Source organism: Phaeovibrio sulfidiphilus, assembly GCF_014861485.1.
Lineage (GTDB): Bacteria > Pseudomonadota > Alphaproteobacteria > Rhodospirillales > Rhodospirillaceae > Phaeovibrio > Phaeovibrio sulfidiphilus.
Map to the genome: position 1 here is coordinate 84,271 of NZ_JACZHT010000005.1, position 16,289 is coordinate 100,559.

The window sequence follows — 16,289 nt, forward strand, 5'->3', positions numbered from 1 at the left end:
AGAATGAACCACTGGGGTCGCATGTCATGATCACGAGCAATGCCTTCCGGAACCGGACCTACGCGGTGATGGGCCTTGGCAAGACCGGGCTGAGCGCCGCGCGGGCGCTTGTGGCGTCCGGCGCCCGTGTGCGGGTGTGGGACGACAGTGCGCCCCGCCGGGAGGCGGCGTGTGCGGCCGGGCTCGAGATTGGCGATCTGACGGGCGTGGCGGGCAGCGCCGCGGCCTGGGACGGGCTGGACGGGATCGTCTGGAGCCCCGGCATCCCCCACACCTTCCCGGAGCCCAACCCGGTTGCCGTTCAGGCCCGGGAGCGCGGGGTTCCCCTGTTCTGCGACGTGGAGCTTCTTTTGCAGGCGCGTCCCGGCGCCCGGACCATCGCCATCACGGGCACCAACGGGAAGTCCACAACGACGGCCCTGATTGGCCACATCCTGGCGTCCGCGGGGCAGCCGGCGGAGACGGGCGGGAACCTGGGCCGTCCGGTTATGGACTTCGAGCCCGCCGACGGGGCCGAGACCTTCGTTCTTGAGCTCTCCTCCTACCAGATGGAGCTGACCCCGTCCCTGGATGCGGACATTGGCATCTTGCTGAACATCACTCCGGACCACCTGGCCCGCCATGGCGGCTTCGAGGGATACGTGGCCGCCAAGGCCCGCCTGTTCGAGCGCCGCAGCGACCGGGCCCGGGTGGCCCTGGTCGGGGTGGACGATCCGGACAGCCGGGCGGTTCTGGCCTCCCTGTCCGGTCAGCCCGGGCTGCGGGCCATTCCCGTGTCCGGCTCGACCCTGCCGGAGAACGGCATTGGCGTGCGGGACGGCTGGCTGGTGGACGGGACCGGAGGCGCTCCGGTGGCGGTCCTCGAGCTGGCCTCGGTGCCGGCCCTTCCCGGAAGCCACAACGCCCAGAACATGGCCGCCGCCTGGGGTGCGGCCCGGGCCGCCGGTCTGGAGCCGGACGCGATCATTCGCGGGATCCGGAGTTTCCCGGGTCTTGCCCACCGCCAGGAGCTGGTGGCGACCCTGAACGGCATTCCCTTCATCAACGACAGCAAGGCCACCAACGCGGATGCCTCGGAAAAGGCCCTGTCGTGCTACAGCGCCATCTACTGGATTGCGGGCGGTCTGCCCAAGGAGGGCGGCATCGAGCCTCTCGTGCCGCTGTTCGGGCGCATCCGTCACGCGTTCCTGATCGGCGCCTGTGCGGAGCAGTTCCGGGAGACCTTGGACGGCCGGGTGCCCGCCACCCTGTGCGGAACCCTGGACAAGGCGGTGGAGGCTGCCGCCCGCGCCGCCCGCGAGGAGGGGCTTCCCGGTGCTGTGGTCCTTCTGTCTCCCGCGGCTGCGTCCTGGGACCAGTTCGAGAGCTTCGAGCATCGGGGCGACCGGTTCCGTGAGCTCGTCCTGGCTCTGGACACCGGTGGGGCGGCTGCGTCCCCTGCGTCTACTGCGTCCCCCGGCGGCGCCCCGTCCCCGGGCGCGTCCTCGCCTTCGTCGGCTCCCCCGTCTGTCCCCTCGTCCGCAGGAGGGGGCTCATGAGCGATCTGCGATCCCGGACACCCGCTTACGGCACCCCGCGCTTTGTCTCCGGTTCCGGACCGAACGCGGCACCGGCCATGTTCACCCGCCTTGACACCTCGGTGGTGAGCAACTGGCGCTGGACCATCGACTGGGTTCTGGTCACGGCCATGATGGTCCTGGTGGTGTTCGGGTTCATCCTGATCCTGGCGGCGGGGCCCTCGGCGGCCCGGCGCATCAACGTGGACACCATGCACTTCGTCAACCGCCAGATCCTGTTTATCCTGGCGGCCATCGTGCTGATGATGGGCACATCCCTGCTGTCCCTGAAGTGGCTGCGCCGGATGGGGGCGCTTGGCTTCCTGGGTGTGCTGGGGGTTCTTGCGCTCGTGCCGGTTCTGGGCTCGGAGATCAAGGGATCCACCCGGTGGATCTCGCTGGGGTCGTTTGCCCTCCAGCCGTCCGAGTTTGCCAAGCCGCTCTTCGCCATCGTCTGCGCCTGGCTCTTCGCCGCCGGCAAGGAGTACCGGCGCTTTCCCGGAGACCTGGTCGCCCTCGGGCTTCTGGGAGTGCTGGGGGGCATGCTGATCCTCCAGCCGGACTTCGGCATGACCATGATCGTCTCGGCGGTGTTCGGCGTTCAGTTTTTCCTGGCGGGCCTGTCCCTGTTCTGGGTGTTCTGCCTGGTGGCGGCAGGGTGCGCGGGGGCCTATCTGGCCTACCTGCTGATCCCCCACGTGAACCACCGGGTGAACGCGTTCCTGGATCCGGCCAGCACGGACCAGTACCAGATCACCCAGTCCATGCGGGCCTTCACCGAGGGCGGGTTCCTGGGGCGCGGCCCCGGGGAGGGGCGCATCAAGTCCCTGCTTCCGGACGCCCACACGGACTTCATCTACTCGGTCGCGGGGGAGGAGTTCGGCCTTCTTCTGTGCCTGCTGATCGCGGGGCTGTTCCTGTTCATCGCCCTGCGCGCCACCTGGCGCCTGCGGGGGGAGCGCGACCTGTTCGCCATCCTGGCCACCGGGGGCCTGATTGCCCTGATCAGCTTCCAGGCCCTGATCAACATGGCCTCGTCCCTCAGCCTGATCCCGACCAAGGGCATGACCCTGCCGTTCATCAGCTACGGCGGATCCTCGACCCTGGCAACCGCCCTTGCCATGGGCATGCTTCTGGCCCTCAGCCGGCACCGACCTCACGGAGACAGCCCATGACCGCCCCATCCGGTTCCCAGACACCGCTTCGGGTGGCCCTCGCAGCCGGGGGCACGGGCGGACATGTGTTTCCGGCCGAGGCGCTGGCGGGCGTCCTGTCGGCCCGCGGCGCCGAGCTCGTGCTGGTCACGGACCGGCGCGGCGAGACCTATGGGGGCACGCTTGGGACGCTGGAGACCGTGCGCATCCGCGCGGGGGGTGTCGCGGGCCGGGGCCTTGCGGGGCGCCTGTCCGGGGCTCTGAACCTGGCGCGGGGCTACTTCGAGGCCCGGCGGTTCCTGAAAACATGGCGCCCGGATGTGGTGGTGGGCTTTGGCGGCTATGCCTCCCTGCCTCCGCTTCTTGCGGCCAGCCGTCTGGGGCTTCCCACCGTCATCCACGAGCAGAACGCCATCCCGGGGCGGGCCAACCGCATGCTGGCCCCCAGGGTGCGCCGGGTTGCGACGGGCTTCCCCCAGGAAAAACCGGCCGCCGGGATCGAGACGGTCCTGACGGGCATGCCGGTGCGTCCGGCTGTCCTTGCGCTTCGGGACACGCCCTACGAGGCGGCGGCTGTGGATGGTCCGTTCGAGCTTCTGGTGACCGGCGGCTCCCAGGGGGCCCAGGTGTTCTCGGACCTCCTGCCGGAGGCGCTGGGGCGCCTGTCCGCGCCCGCCCGGGCCCGCCTTCACATCACCCAGCAGTGCCGTCCCGAGCGGCTGGAGGAAACGCGCCTGCGCTACCTCACCCTGGGTCTGAAGGCGGATCTGGCGCCGTTCTTCTCCGATCTTCCGGGGCGGCTCGTGCGCTCCCACCTTGCGGTGTGCCGCTCGGGGGCCTCCACCGTGGGCGAGCTGTGCGTGCTGGGGCGCCCGGCCATCCTTGTGCCGTACCCCCACGCCATCGACGACCACCAGAGCGCCAACGCCCGGGTTCTGGACCGGGCGGGTGGGGGCTGGCTCATGAGCCAGAAGGATCTGACGCCTGCGCTTCTCGCCGCCCGCATCGAGGCCCTGATGGGCGCGCCCGACGACCTGTCCCGGGCCGCCGCCGCCGCCCGCAGCCTGGCCCTTCCGGACGCCGCCGACCGCCTTGCCGACCTTGTTTTTGACACCGCCCGTGAAGGAGCCCGCCGATGAGAACGATCCCCCTTGATATCGGGCCCATTCACTTTGTGGGCATCGGCGGCATCGGGATGAGCGGGATTGCCGAGGTCCTGGTCACTCTGGGCTACCGGGTCCAGGGCTCGGACCTTTCGGAAAACGCGAACGTGCAGCGCCTGCGCAGTCTCGGGGTCGAGATTGCCATCGGCCATGACCGGGAGAACCTGGGCGAGGCGGCGGTCGTTGTGATCTCCAGCGCGGTCAAGCCCACCAACCCCGAGGTGCTGGAGGCCCGGGCCCGCTTCGTTCCCGTGGTCCGGCGCGCCGAGATGCTCAGCGAGCTGATGCGTCTCAAGGCGTCCATCGCCGTTGCGGGGACACACGGCAAGACCACCTCGACCTCGCTGGTGGCCCAGCTTCTGGAAACCGCCAACATGGACCCCACCGTGATCAACGGCGGCATTCTCAACGCCCGCGGCACCAATGCCTATCTGGGCAGCGGCGAGTGGATGGTGGTCGAGGCGGACGAGAGCGACGGAACCTTCATCAAGCTCCCGGCCACCGTGGCCATGATCACCAACATCGATCCGGAGCACATGGATCACTACGCGGACTTCGACACCCTGCGCGACGCCTTCCGCACGTTCATCCAGAACCTGCCCTTCTACGGGTTTGCCTCCGTGTGCCTGGACCACCCCGAGGTCCAGAGCCTGATCGCCACCATCCAGGACCGGCGTCTGGTGACCTACGGCTTCAACCCCCAGGCCGACGTCCAGGGAACCAACGTGGAGATTGGTCCGGACGGCGCGCGCTTTTCGGTGATCGTGCACAACCGCAAGACCGGCGAGGAGCGCCTGATCCCCGACATCGCCCTGCCCATGTACGGCCAGCACAACGTCCTGAACGCCCTGGGCGCGCTCGCCATCGGTCTGGAGCTGGGAATCCCGGACGCCACGCTGAAAGAGGGCTTTGCCCGGTTCCGGGGGGTCAAGCGGCGCTTTACCCTGACCGGCGAGGTGGACGGCATCAAGATCATCGACGACTACGGCCACCACCCGGTGGAGATCGCCGCCGTCCTGAAGGCCGCCCGGGAGGCCACCCGGCGCGAGGTTGTGGCGGTGGTCCAGCCTCACCGCTACACGCGTCTTCAGACCCTGTTCGAGGACTTCTGCACCGCCTTCAACGACGCCAACACGGTTCTGGTGGCGGATGTGTACTCGGCGGGCGAGACCCCCATTCCCGGGGTGGACGCGGACGCCCTTGTGGAGGGGCTGCGCGACCACGGACACCGGGGCGCGGAAAAGCTGGAGAGCGAGGCCGCCCTTGCTGAGCGGATCGCCGATCTGGCCCAAAGCGGGGACATGGTCGTGTTCCTTGGCGCCGGCTCGATCACCAACTGGGCCCAGGCCCTTCCCCGGCAACTGGCGGAGGTGATCGCGCGCCGCGGCGCCGGGCAGGCCCCGGCCGAGAGGTCCGGACCATGACCGCGGCCGTCACATTCGACAGCGCCACCGCGCTTCTCGGGCGTCTGCCGGCGGCGCGCGGTGACCTGCGCCCGTTTGTGCCCCTGGCCGCCGGGAGCTGGCTTGGCGTGGGCGGCCCGGCGGAGGTTCTCTTCCGTCCGGCCGATGCCTCGGACCTTGCGGATTTTCTGGCGGCGCGCCCCGCGGATGTGCCGGTCACCATTATCGGCGCCACCTCCAACCTCCTGGTGCGCGACGGCGGTGTGCCCGGCGTGGTGGTCCGCCTGGGGCCCTCATTCGGCGGGATCAGCATCCGGGACAACCGGGTCGTGGCGGGCGCGGGCGCCTTCGTGAGCATGATTGCGCGCCGGGCCCTGGAGGCCTCGGTGGGGGCCATGGAGTTCCTGGGCGGCATTCCCGGCACGCTGGGCGGTGCGATCCGGATGAACGCGGGCGCCCACGGCCACGAGCTGTGCGAGGTGCTGCGCGAGGTGACGGCGCTGGACAGCACGGGCACCACCCATGTCTGGACGGTTGCCGACCTGAAGTTTGGCTACCGCAGCTGCGGCGCGCCCGAGGACACGATTTTCATCTCCGCGGTTCTGGAGGGGCAGGCGGCCCGGGCCGCCGACATCCAGGCCCGCATGGAGGCGGACCGCCTGCACCGGGAGGCCGTTCAGCCCGTGCGGATCAAGACGGCCGGCTCCACCTTCAGGAACCCGCCCGAGGGGCCGAGGGCCTGGGAGCTGATCGACCGGGCCGGATGCCGGGGGCTGCGGGTGGGCGGCGCCAAGATGCACGAGGTCCACTGCAATTTCATGGTGAACACAGGGGCGGCGACGGCGTCGGATCTGGAGACCCTGGGGGAGACGGTCCGCACGCGGGTCCGGACGACCTCGGGGGTTGATCTTGTGTGGGAGGTCCGGCGTATCGGGCTTCCCCCGGTGACGGAGGGAGAGACGGCATGACGGCGACCGCAAATCCTGCGCGCAAGCGCGTCTGTGTTCTTCACGGCGGTTTCTCCTCCGAGCGCTCGGTGTCGCTGGAAAGCGGCCGGGCCGTGGCGGCGGGGCTGGAGCGCTCGGGCCACCAGGTCAGCCTGGTGGATGTGTCCCGGGATCTCCCCGAGCTGATCCGCGCCATCCAGGCCGTGAACCCGGATGTGATCTTCAACGCGCTTCACGGGCACTTCGGCGAGGACGGTGGCGTCCAGGGCATTCTGGAGGTGCTGGGCATCCCCTACACCCACTCGGGCGCCCTCGCCAGCGCGGTGGCGATGAACAAGCCCCTGACCCAGAAGCTGTTCGCCCGCGCGGGCATTCCCGTGGCCGAGCACGTGGTTGCGCCGAAGGACGTGGTCCTGGCCGGGGAGGTGATGCCCCGCCCGTATGTGATCAAGCCCCCGGCGGAGGGGTCCAGCTACGGCGTGCTGATCGTTCACGAGGACATGGACGGCATCCCCCTGTCGGCGGACACCTGGCCCTTCGGTGAGGAGGTCATGGTGGAGCGCTTCATTCCCGGTCGCGAGCTGACGGTTGCGGTCATGGGGGACCGGGCGCTTGCGGTGACCGAGATCGTGACGGACAACCAGTTCTATGACTTCGAGGCCAAGTATGCGCCCGGCGGCTCGCGTCATATTCTCCCGGCACCCATCCCTGAGGATGTAACCCGCGAGGCCATGGACCTGGCCCTGCGGGCCCACCGCACGCTGCACTGCCGGGGCGTGAGCCGCACCGACTTCCGGTACGACGGTACCGGTCTTTATGCGCTGGAAATCAACACCCAGCCGGGCATGACCGCCACGTCGCTGGTTCCGGAACAGGCGCGCCATGTCGGGATTTCCTTCGAGGATCTCGTGTCCTGGATGGTGGGAGATGCGACATGTCCGCGATAGGTGCAGCCCCGGCCGATATCCCCTTTTGGTCTACACATAATCAACCAAAGGGTGTAGAATATCGTTCGAGCGACTCGAGCAAAGTCCTTGATTCAACAAAATTGACTCGAGTCGCCTCGACGGTGTTTCTTTTCGCCTGCATAAGTGGTATTTTCACGTTTACGGCTCGGCTTCCGTCACTGGAGACGTTCCTGGGCACGGAAACCGCACATTCTTATCCGTCGGATGGTGGTCCCGAGCAGGGCGCCTCCCCGTTCTCCTCAACGTTCTCGGCGCTGATCTCTCAGGACATGGCTCTTTCCAGCATCTCCGTCGCGGGTCGGAAAATGACCCCCTCAGAGGACATCATGGCCGCCCTCGGCCCGGTGGAGGGCGTGCCCCTGCTCGAGCTTGATCCCGTTGCGCTGAAGGACCGTCTGGAGGCCCTTCCATGGGTGTCCCTTGCCCGGGTGGAGCGGCGCTTCCCCGACCGGCTGCACCTCAGCTTGTCCGAGCGCACCCCCATGGCCCTGTGGTTCCACAAGGGGCAGTTCCATGTGGTTGATACGGAAGGGAAAACCGTCTCTGTCGACGTGACCGACCTCGCGCCGTCCCTGCCCTATGTGGTGGGGGAGGGGGCGCCGGAGGCCACCGCCGGTCTTCTGGATCTTCTGGAGGCCGCGCCGGCCCTGCGCGAACGGGTGGTTGCGGCCACCCGGGTGGGCGAGCGGCGCTGGACCCTCCATCTCGACACCCTCGACGACGGGCGCGGCATCCAGGTTCTCCTGCCGGAAACGGATCCGGCGGGGGCGGTTGCGCGCCTTCTCGAGCTCGACGCCCGGAGCTCGCTCCTCGCCCGTGATGTGTCCTCCATCGACATGCGCCTGTCTGACCGGATTGTGGTCCGCCCCCGCTCGGCCCTGAAAAAGGACGAGGGGACGGGTGTGGCCCCCGCCGGTCGCGCGCCCTTTGCGCCTGATCGCCAGCCCGGTGCCCGGAAATCCGGGCAGGACGCGTAAGGAGCGCCGCATGATCATGATGAGAGCCCGAGACCAGGACAGAAGCCTCTCCCCCGATCCCCTCTGGCCCCAGGGGCAGGACCGCTGGCGCGGCCGTGAGCGGACCGTGGGCGTCCTGGACGTGGGAACCACAAAGATTGTCTGCCTGATCGCACGCCTTGAGCCCGCTGGCCCGCGGGTGATCGGGGCTGGCCATCACCGGGCCGATGGCGTCCGGGCGGGCCAGGTCTCGAACATGGATGACCTGGAACACGCGGTGCGCTCGTGCGTCGCCGTCGCCGAAACCATGGCCCAGACCCGCCTTGAGAACGTCTTCGTCAACCTGTCCGGCGGCAATCCGCACTCGACCCTGGTCGAGCTGGAGCTGGATATGGACGGACGGCTCGTGCGCCCGTCGGACCTGGCCAAGCTCCAGGAGTTCGGCCGCGAGCACGTCAGCGCCCCGGGGCGCGACATCGTGCACGGCCAGAACCTGTCCTACGCCATCGACGGCGGAAGCGGCGTCCTGGATCCGGTGGGCTCGTACGCCCAGACCCTGGGCGCGACCATGCACCTGGTGACGTTCCGCTCCGGCCCGCTTCGCAACCTGTCCACGGTGATCGGGCGCTGCCACCTGGGTGTGGAGGGGCGCCTGCTGACGCCGTTTGCCTCGGCCCTTGCCTGCCTCTCGGACGAGGAGAGGGCCGCCGGTGCCACCCTCATCGATCTGGGCGGGGGCGTGACCTCCATCGCCGTGTTTGCGGACTCCCGGCCGGTTTACGCCGGGGCCGTTCCCCTGGGCGCGCAGCACATCACCACGGATCTCATGCAGGGGCTGAACACGCCCTTTGCCGTGGCCGAGCGCCTGAAGGTCATGTACGGAACCTGCCTGTGCTCCCCCTCCGACGCCCGGGACCGCCTGCGGATCCCCCAGATGGGCGGGGAGAGCGAGGAGGTCTGCGTGGACGTGCCGCGCTCCATGCTGGCCCAGATCATTCATCCCCGGATCGAGGAAATCCTCGAGATGGTGCGCGACAAGCTCGAGAAGCCGGGCATCTCCAGTCTGGGCACGCGCCTTGTGGCGCTGACCGGCGGAGGCTCCCAGCTTCAGGGCGTGCGCGACCTGGCCGAGGCCATCCTCGAGCGCCCCGTGCACCTGCGTCATCCGATCCGCTTCCGTGGCCAGGCCGAGACCGCGTTCGGTCCCGCCTTTGCCACGGCCAACGGGCTTCTGCGCTACGCGGCCCGGCCCACGCTCTACACCCACTCGGACTTTCCGGAGACCCTGGAGGAGACCGCTCCCCCGGGCATGTTCGGAAAGCTGTCACTCTGGCTGAGGGAGAATTTCTGATGAACCGGATCGTCTCCCCCGGCATGCCGAAGCCCGGACACCCAAGCAAGGAGGCCCGCCTGTGATCTGTGCGTACCCGGGCGGATCCGGCTTCCCGCCCTTCAGAGTTTTTGACACCGGTAACTCTTTTTTCAATCAACGCGACCTTATGCAAACCCCGGAGTACAGACGATGACGATAACCATTCTCCCGCCCGACGAGCCCGGGCACACGCCCGGACTTCCCAACATCATTGTGTTCGGCGTCGGTGGCGCCGGAGGCAACGCCGTCAACAACATGATCAGCTCCAGCCTGAACGGGGTGGAGTTCGTCGTGGCCAATACGGACGCCCAGGCGCTGGCCAACTCCCTCGCAACAAACCGCATCCAGCTGGGGGTCGACACGACCCGCGGCCTGGGTGCCGGGTCCGAGCCGGAAGTCGGACGTCTTGCGGCCGAGGAAAACGAGGAGGAGATCGCGGCTGCCCTGAAGGACGCCAACATGGCCTTCATCACGGCGGGCATGGGTGGCGGCACCGGCACGGGCGCGGCTCCGGTCGTTGCGCGTATCGCCCGCGAGATGGGCATCCTGACCATCGGTGTCGTGACCAAGCCCTTCCAGTACGAGGGCCACATGCGCGCCGAGATCGCCGAGCGCGGCGTGGACGAACTGGGCAAGGAGGTTGACACCCTGATTGTCATTCCCAACCAGAACCTCTTCCTGATCGCCAACGAGCGCACCACCTTCCGGGAGGCGTTCCGCCTTGCGGACGACGTGCTCTATGACGGCGTGCGCTCCATCACCGACATGATTGTCAACCCGGGCATCATGAACGTGGACTTCGCCGACGTCCGTCGCGTCATGCTGAACATGGGGCGTGCCATGATGGGTACCGGCGAGGCCGAGGGCGACCGTCGCGCTCTGGACGCCGCCGAGACCGCACTGAAGAACCCGCTGCTGGAGAACACCTCGATCCGGGGTGCGAAGGCGGTTCTGGTGAACTTCATCGGGGGCGCCGACCTGACCCTGTTCGAGGTCGACGAGGCTGCCGAGCGCGTCCGCCAGGACGTGGAGGGCGATGCCCTGATCATCGTCGGCTCGTCCCAGGACGAGAAGCTTTCCGGCCGTGTCCGGGTGTCGGTCGTTGCGGCCGGCATCGGCGCCGAGAGCGCGGGCTACACCAATGTCCGCACCACGCCGGCTCCGGCTGTTGTGGCTCCGGCCCCGGCGTCGCGCATGGCGGCTCCCGGCGGGCTCCAGCCCCTTGGCGGCACGACCGCTCCGGCGTCAGCGCCCCTGAGCGCCCCCTATCCGACCCCGGTCCGTCCGGCGGCTTCGGCTGCGGCGGCTTCGGCGTCCACGGCGCCGGCTGCGGCCTCTAAGGGTTCCGAGGTGGCGGCGTCCGACAACGCCTCGCTCATCAGCGAGGGCGCCACGCGCGAGGTGCTCGGTCAGCTGAACGAGCTGGTGGTGGAGATGCACCGGGACCGGGAGACCCCCCGCCCGGGGGAGTCCGCACGCCCGGAGCTTCAGGGGGATGGATCTCCGGCCTCCGCCCGCCCCGTTGGCCCCGCGCCTTTCGCCCCGCCCCCGTCCATGCACCCGCAGGGGATGCCCCAGAGCGCGCCGGCACCGATTGTCCGCCCGATGCCGTATCCTGACGGCGGTCTCCTGAGAGAGACCGGCTTCCTCCCCAACGGGGCGGGGCCTGCTCCCTCGGGTTCCTCCATGCAGCCCGGCGCGCAGCACGTTACGGGCTCGACGGTGCTCCAGCCCAACCCGCTGCCGCCGCCGCCGCTGCCCCGCTCCAGCGAGGACAAGGGTTCGGCGCAGCTGACCCCGCCGCCGCTTGGCGCGATCCCGGGCCGCGAGCCGGTGGCCTCCCAGCCGCAGCAGAGCGAGGGCTTTTTCAAGCGCCGCTTCTTCGGGTTTGGCGCGCCCAAGAATGCCCAGCCCCGGGCCAAGGTCGTGTCCTCCAGCAAGGACGATGATGATCCCGATGGCCCCGGCGCGGGTCCGGACAATCCCGCCTGGTTCCGCCGTCAGGCGAACTGACGGGCGGGCTCCTGACGGACCGCTCCGTCAGGGACCATGACAAAACGCGACACCCGAGCCCCCGGCCGCCTGTGCAGCCGGGGGCTTTTTCGTGGGTGTGGCGCGTCGCGCCTCATTGGAGCTGCGCGCGTCGTTTCGGGGGGTGGGGACGCCTGGCGGGAGGGGCGGGCCCGGGTGGGAGAGGCGGCCCCGGGTGGGAGGGGCGGGGACGCCTGGCGGGTGCGGGGCGGAGGGCGCCCGGCGTGTCCCGGCGTCCCTCCACCCCCTTCCGTTCTCCCGGGTTTCCTTCCGATCCTCCGGCGCGGGCGGATCAGTCTTGGAGCATCCGCACGGCGCAGTAGTCTCCGCACATGGCGCAGACGTCTTCGTTGGCGTGCTCCGCCCGCTTGGCGCAGAACACGCCCGGGTCCAGGGCCGCGTCCTGCATGCCCGGCCAGTCAAGGGCAGCCCGGGCCACCGACATGGAGGCCTCCCGCTCCAGCGCGTGCGCCCGGCCCAGGGCCACCTCGCCGGCCTGGGCGGCAATCCGCGACGCCATGACGCCCGCGCGGACATCCTCCAGGTCCGGAAGGGTCAGGTGCTCCGCCGGGGTCAGGTAGCACAGGAAGTCCGCCCCCGCCCGCACCGCGGCGGCGGCCCCGATGGCGCCCGCGATGTGGTCGTACCCGGGGCAGGAGTCGATCACCAGAGGGCCAAGCACATAGAGCGGCGCCCCGTTGCACAGGGTCTTGATCCCCCGGATCTGGGTCTCGACCTCGTGCAGGCGAACGTGGCCCGGTCCCTCGATCAGGCACTGGACACCCTGCTCCCGGGCCCGGCGGGCCAGCTGGCCCAGCATGATGACCTCGTCCCACTGGGCCGCGTCCCCGGCGTCGGATCCGGCACCCGGGCGCAGGCCGTCGCCCAGGGACAGGGTCACGTTGTACTCGCGGGCGATGGACACAATGGCGTCAAAGTGGGTCAGGAAGGGGTTCTCCTGACCCGAGACCCGGATCCAGCGCGCGAGGATGGACCCGCCCCGCGACACAATGCCCAGCACCCGGCTGCCCTCGTCCGTGGCCCATGCGGCGGCGCGGGCGGTCAGGCCGCAGTGAACGGTCATGAAGTCCACGCCCTGGGCCGCCTGCTTGCGGATTTCCCCCAGGATGTCTTCGGTGGTCAGGGCGGACGGGTCGCGGTCCGCGCTGATGTAGCCCTGGGCTGCGGCATACAGCGGAACGGTGCCGACGGGAGCCGGGCACTCGGCCAGCATCCGGGAGCGGATGGCGTCCAGATCCCCGGCGATGGACAGGTCCATGACCGTATCGGCGCCCGCCTCCAGGGCGGCGGCCAGCTTTGCCATCTCCGCGCCCGCGTCGTTGCGCAGGGGCGAGGTTCCGATGTTGGCGTTGACCTTGATGCGGGACGGCTGGCCCACAAGCACGGGCCGGACCCCGGGATGGGCCGGGTTGCCCAGAAGGACCATGGTGCCCCGGTTGATGTGCTCGCGCACGGTGTCGGGCGACAGGCCCTCGGAGCGGCACAGGGCCTCGCCATGTTTGGCGAACAGGGCGGACAGGGCAGGGTTCTTGGAAAAAAGAGTCATGATGCATCCTTTTCAGGACGCGCGCACACAGAGGAAAAGTCGCCGCCGGCGAGCCCGCCGGACCCGGGTCGGGGCCTGGCAGGCGCAGTCTTCGGACACCGGACACGCAAGCGCCCGCACGGCCTCCCGGCGCCGCACAGGGCGGACGTGGGAAGCAGGAACGGATGCACGGTCCGGCGGCCCGGAGGCGGCCTGTCACCAGCAGGCTGGTGAGGAACTATCCCTACGGCAGTATGAGCTGCGTCAGGTTCAAAGGGTCTGGGAACAATTCCCACTCTCAGCCCGATTCACGGACCCCCCTTAGTTATGCCGCCCACTGTAGTGCGTCCGGGGCAAAAGTAAATCGCTTTGGTGGGGGCGCTCTCAGCGCTCCCCCAGCCCGAAGTCCGCGCCCCACCTCAGGCCCGGAACGGTGCCGGCCCTCGGCGTGTAGTCGCAGCCCACCCAGCCCGGATAGCCGTGGGCATCCAGCAGCGTGAACAGGAACGGCCAGTTGATCTCGCCGTTGCGGTCCGGCTCGTCGCCCAGGGGCACGCCCGCAACCCGCACGTGACCCAGGAACTCGAGGTTCTCCTCGATAAAGTCCGACAGGCCGCCCTGGATGATCTGGGCGTGGTACATGTTGTAGCACAGGCAGAGATTGTCATCGTCCACGTCCTCGAGAACGCGGACCGCATCGTCCGGCCGGGACAGGAAATAGCCCGGGTTCTCGCGGGTGTTCTTCGGCTCGATCAGAACCCGAACGTTGTCCTCCGAGCAGCGCTCCGCCGCCCAGGACAGGTTGGCGATATAGGTGTCGAGGGCCTCGGGCCACTGGGCCTCGTCCGCCACGATGCCGGCGGGAACCAGAAGACGGGTGCAGTCGCACAGGTCCGCGTACTCCAGGGCCACCTCGATCGAGTCCCGGAACTCGCTCTCCCGGCCGGGCAGGGCGGCAAGGCCCCGCTCCCCCGCAGCCCAGTCCCCGGGGGGCGCGCTGAAGCACACGAGCTCCACATCTGCCATGGCCAGCCGGTCGCCGATGACCTCGGGCTTCCAGATGTAGGGCAGGGGAATCTCCACGCCCCCGAAGCCACAGGCCCGTGCCGCGTCGATCCGGGCGTCCAGGGGGTGTTCGGTGAAAAGGCGTGCAAGGTTGGCACTGAAACGGGGCATGGGTGCGGCTCTCCGGTATGTTGACCTGGTCGGTGTGTTGCGTGTCTGTCTGCGGATCTGTCTGCGGAACTCGCCCCGGAAGGGTGGGGCCGGGTGTGGTGCCGGGCCCGGCGCCAGGCCCGGCGCGCCCGGGGGAGACCCGTTAGCGGGAGCCCCGTTGCGGGAGGGTTTCGCGAACATGAAAACGCGGTAATTCTGGACAAAGCGTGCGCAAAAGGCTATGGGAAAAGCCACCTTCCATTGCCCCGACAGGAGAGAGCCGATGTCTGGCGAGTGCTCTAGCGTTCATCCCTTGACCATCGACGCCGCCCGCGTGCGTCAACTGGCAGACAAGTATGATCTTCGCCTGCCCCGCTATACCTCCTACCCCACGGCTCCGCATTTCCACCCCGGTATCGACCCGGACCAGTACGCGACCTGGCTTTCAGAGCTTCCCGAGAATACTCCCGCGTCCCTCTATCTCCACATCGCCTACTGCGCCGAGATGTGCTTCTTCTGCGGCTGCCATGCCCGGGTCTCCAAGCGTCACGAGCCCGTGGCCGATTACCTGGAAGTCCTTCTCAAGGAAGCGGAACTGATCTCCCGCACCGCCTCGTCCCCCCTGCGGATCACCCACATCCACTTTGGCGGCGGCAGCCCGACCCTCCTGACCGGCGACGAGCTGAAGCACACCACCGACCACCTGCGCAAGCATTTCAACGTCGCGGATGATGCGGAAATCGCCCTCGAGATGGACCCGCGCACCGCGACCGAGGAGTACGTGATCGCCATGGCGAAGGCGGGCTTCACCCGCGCCTCCCTGGGCGTCCAGGACATGGCGGACGTGGTGCAGAAGTCCATCAACCGGATCCAGCCCATGGAAACCGTTGAGAACGCCTTCAACTGGCTGCACAAGCACGGCATCACCGACATCAACATGGACCTGATGTACGGCCTGCCGCACCAGACCACCGAGTCCATGCTCGGCACCATGGACAAGGTCATGGCGCTGAAGCCGGCGCGGGTGTCCCTGTTCGGCTACGCGCACGTGCCCTGGGTCAAGGCCAACATGAAGGCCATCGACGAGAATGCCCTGCCCGGCGCCGCCGAGCGCTGGGACCAGTACCTGAGCGCCACCGCCAACTTCGCTAGACTGGGCTACGTGCAGATTGGTCTCGACCACTTTGCCGCTCCGGACGACGAGATGGCCATTGCTCTCAAGGAGGGCAAGCTGCACCGGAACTTCCAGGGCTACACCACGGACACGGCCCCGGCTCTCATTGGAATGGGGGCCTCCGGCATTGGCTACCTGCCCCAGGGCTACGTGGCCAACGAGCTGGATATCGACACCTACAAGTCCATCATCTCCGAGGGCAAGCTGGCCACGCGCCGGGGCGTCGCCCTGACCGACGAGGACCGTCTGCGCCGGGACGTGATCGAGCGCCTGATGTGTGACCTGAAGGCCGACCTGGGCGAGATTGCCGCCGCCTACAATCGCCCGGCCGACTACTTCGCGCCGGAGCTGGCCCAGATGGACGATCTGGAGGCTGACGGTGTGGTGGCGCGCGACGGACAGGTGATCCAGATCACCGATCTGGGCCGCACCCTGGTGCGCGCTGTGTGTGCCAAGTTTGACCAGTACCTGAAGCCGGGCGAGACCCGCCACTCCCGCGCGGTCTGACCGGCCGCCGGTCTCCCGTTCTTTTCGGGAGGGGAGGGGCCAGGTCCCCGTGAACAGAACGCAGGCGCCGGATCCTGGATCCGGCGCCTTTTTTGTGCCCGGAGTGTGCCGGGGGCCGGATCCGGTTCCAGCACCAGCCGGCTCAGGAAAAGGTGGCCCGGGTGGATACACGGGTGTGCCGGCCGGTCGCCCGATGGTCGGCGGGCCGTTTCCCTTCCGGGGTGCAGGGGGCCCGCTCAAGGGGCTCTGTGCGGCAGCGCACGACGCCGGGCCGGGTTCAGGGGAGGCGTTGCCCGGGTGGGCACGCTCCAGAAAAGAGGGGGTCAGCGTGGAGAGTCGGGCACGCTCACGGGATCG

General features: G+C 68.8%; 12 protein-coding genes and 1 riboswitch. Of the genes, 10 read left to right on the plus strand and 2 right to left on the minus strand.

Translation table 11 applies throughout. The features are described 5' to 3' along the window. Nucleotides 1-26 precede the first annotated feature (26 nt). The 9 genes from murD (at nucleotide 27) to ftsZ (ending at nucleotide 11,532) form a co-directional block, all read left to right on the plus strand. Nucleotides 27-1,538 carry a UDP-N-acetylmuramoyl-L-alanine--D-glutamate ligase gene (gene murD, locus IHV25_RS07620; RefSeq protein WP_192534524.1) on the plus strand — a complete coding sequence of 504 codons (1,512 nt, stop codon included), beginning with the start codon at nucleotides 27-29 and terminating at the stop codon, nucleotides 1,536-1,538. Then, on the plus strand, nucleotides 1,535-2,731 hold the full coding sequence (locus IHV25_RS07625; RefSeq protein WP_242018877.1) for an FtsW/RodA/SpoVE family cell cycle protein: 1,197 nt from the start codon (nucleotides 1,535-1,537) through the stop codon (nucleotides 2,729-2,731). The genes murD and IHV25_RS07625 overlap by 4 nt, the downstream gene beginning before the upstream one ends. Then, entirely contained in the window at nucleotides 2,728-3,849 is a 1,122-nt protein-coding gene (gene murG, locus IHV25_RS07630) for an undecaprenyldiphospho-muramoylpentapeptide beta-N-acetylglucosaminyltransferase (protein WP_192534525.1), read from the plus strand. Before IHV25_RS07625 ends, murG begins: the two co-directional genes overlap by 4 nt. After that, complete coding sequence (gene murC / locus IHV25_RS07635) at nucleotides 3,846-5,297, plus strand: UDP-N-acetylmuramate--L-alanine ligase (RefSeq protein WP_192534526.1); 1,452 nt, start codon at nucleotides 3,846-3,848, stop codon at nucleotides 5,295-5,297. The genes murG and murC overlap by 4 nt, the downstream gene beginning before the upstream one ends. Beyond that, a complete protein-coding gene (gene murB, locus IHV25_RS07640; protein ID WP_192534527.1) occupies nucleotides 5,294-6,244 on the plus strand; it encodes a UDP-N-acetylmuramate dehydrogenase in 951 nt (316 codons plus the stop codon). The genes murC and murB overlap by 4 nt, the downstream gene beginning before the upstream one ends. Continuing rightward, entirely contained in the window at nucleotides 6,241-7,170 is a 930-nt protein-coding gene (locus IHV25_RS07645; RefSeq protein ID WP_192534528.1) for a D-alanine--D-alanine ligase, read from the plus strand. Before murB ends, IHV25_RS07645 begins: the two co-directional genes overlap by 4 nt. Nucleotides 7,171-7,460: 290 nt before the next feature. Continuing rightward, nucleotides 7,461-8,168: a cell division protein FtsQ/DivIB gene (locus IHV25_RS07650; RefSeq protein WP_274605260.1), complete on the plus strand. Its 708-nt coding sequence runs from the start codon at nucleotides 7,461-7,463 to the stop codon at nucleotides 8,166-8,168. A 10-nt stretch (nucleotides 8,169-8,178) separates the two neighbouring features. Then, entirely contained in the window at nucleotides 8,179-9,498 is a 1,320-nt protein-coding gene (ftsA, locus tag IHV25_RS07655; protein WP_192534530.1) for a cell division protein FtsA, read from the plus strand. A gap of 171 nt (nucleotides 9,499-9,669) precedes the next feature. After that, nucleotides 9,670-11,532 (plus strand): cell division protein FtsZ, encoded by a 1,863-nt coding sequence (gene ftsZ / locus IHV25_RS07660; RefSeq protein ID WP_192534531.1) that lies wholly within the window; start codon nucleotides 9,670-9,672, stop codon nucleotides 11,530-11,532. Between the two features lie 310 nt (nucleotides 11,533-11,842). Here ftsZ and thiC read toward each other — a convergent pair whose 3' ends face one another. Together thiC and IHV25_RS07670 are read right to left on the minus strand one after the other, a co-directional pair. Beyond that, entirely contained in the window at nucleotides 11,843-13,117 is a 1,275-nt protein-coding gene (gene thiC / locus IHV25_RS07665) for a phosphomethylpyrimidine synthase ThiC (protein WP_192534532.1), read from the minus strand. A gap of 203 nt (nucleotides 13,118-13,320) precedes the next feature. Then, a riboswitch (TPP riboswitch) is annotated at nucleotides 13,321-13,428 on the minus strand. 52 nt (nucleotides 13,429-13,480) lie between these two features. Beyond that, nucleotides 13,481-14,272: a hydroxypyruvate isomerase family protein gene (locus IHV25_RS07670; RefSeq protein ID WP_192534533.1), complete on the minus strand. Its 792-nt coding sequence runs from the start codon at nucleotides 14,270-14,272 to the stop codon at nucleotides 13,481-13,483. 262 nt (nucleotides 14,273-14,534) lie between these two features. Here IHV25_RS07670 and hemN point away from each other — a divergent pair, with 262 nt between their 5' ends. Further along, nucleotides 14,535-15,932, plus strand: a complete 1,398-nt coding sequence (gene hemN / locus IHV25_RS07675; RefSeq protein WP_192534534.1) for an oxygen-independent coproporphyrinogen III oxidase — start codon at nucleotides 14,535-14,537, stop codon at nucleotides 15,930-15,932. The last annotated feature ends 357 nt before the right edge of the window (nucleotides 15,933-16,289 follow it).

What these genes read in the sequence shown, in the direction of transcription:
- murD (WP_192534524.1), top strand. Translation starts at nt 27, where the DNA reads ATGATCACGAGCAATGCCTTCCGGAACCGGACCTACGCGGTGATGGGC.
- IHV25_RS07625 (WP_242018877.1), top strand. Translation starts at nt 1,535, where the DNA reads ATGAGCGATCTGCGATCCCGGACACCCGCTTACGGCACCCCGCGCTTT.
- murG (WP_192534525.1), top strand. Translation starts at nt 2,728, where the DNA reads ATGACCGCCCCATCCGGTTCCCAGACACCGCTTCGGGTGGCCCTCGCA.
- murC (WP_192534526.1), top strand. Translation starts at nt 3,846, where the DNA reads ATGAGAACGATCCCCCTTGATATCGGGCCCATTCACTTTGTGGGCATC.
- murB (WP_192534527.1), top strand. Translation starts at nt 5,294, where the DNA reads ATGACCGCGGCCGTCACATTCGACAGCGCCACCGCGCTTCTCGGGCGT.
- IHV25_RS07645 (WP_192534528.1), top strand. Translation starts at nt 6,241, where the DNA reads ATGACGGCGACCGCAAATCCTGCGCGCAAGCGCGTCTGTGTTCTTCAC.
- IHV25_RS07650 (WP_274605260.1), top strand. Translation starts at nt 7,461, where the DNA reads ATGGCTCTTTCCAGCATCTCCGTCGCGGGTCGGAAAATGACCCCCTCA.
- ftsA (WP_192534530.1), top strand. Translation starts at nt 8,179, where the DNA reads ATGATCATGATGAGAGCCCGAGACCAGGACAGAAGCCTCTCCCCCGAT.
- ftsZ (WP_192534531.1), top strand. Translation starts at nt 9,670, where the DNA reads ATGACGATAACCATTCTCCCGCCCGACGAGCCCGGGCACACGCCCGGA.
- thiC (WP_192534532.1), bottom strand. Translation starts at nt 13,117, where the DNA reads ATGACTCTTTTTTCCAAGAACCCTGCCCTGTCCGCCCTGTTCGCCAAA.
- IHV25_RS07670 (WP_192534533.1), bottom strand. Translation starts at nt 14,272, where the DNA reads ATGCCCCGTTTCAGTGCCAACCTTGCACGCCTTTTCACCGAACACCCC.
- hemN (WP_192534534.1), top strand. Translation starts at nt 14,535, where the DNA reads ATGTCTGGCGAGTGCTCTAGCGTTCATCCCTTGACCATCGACGCCGCC.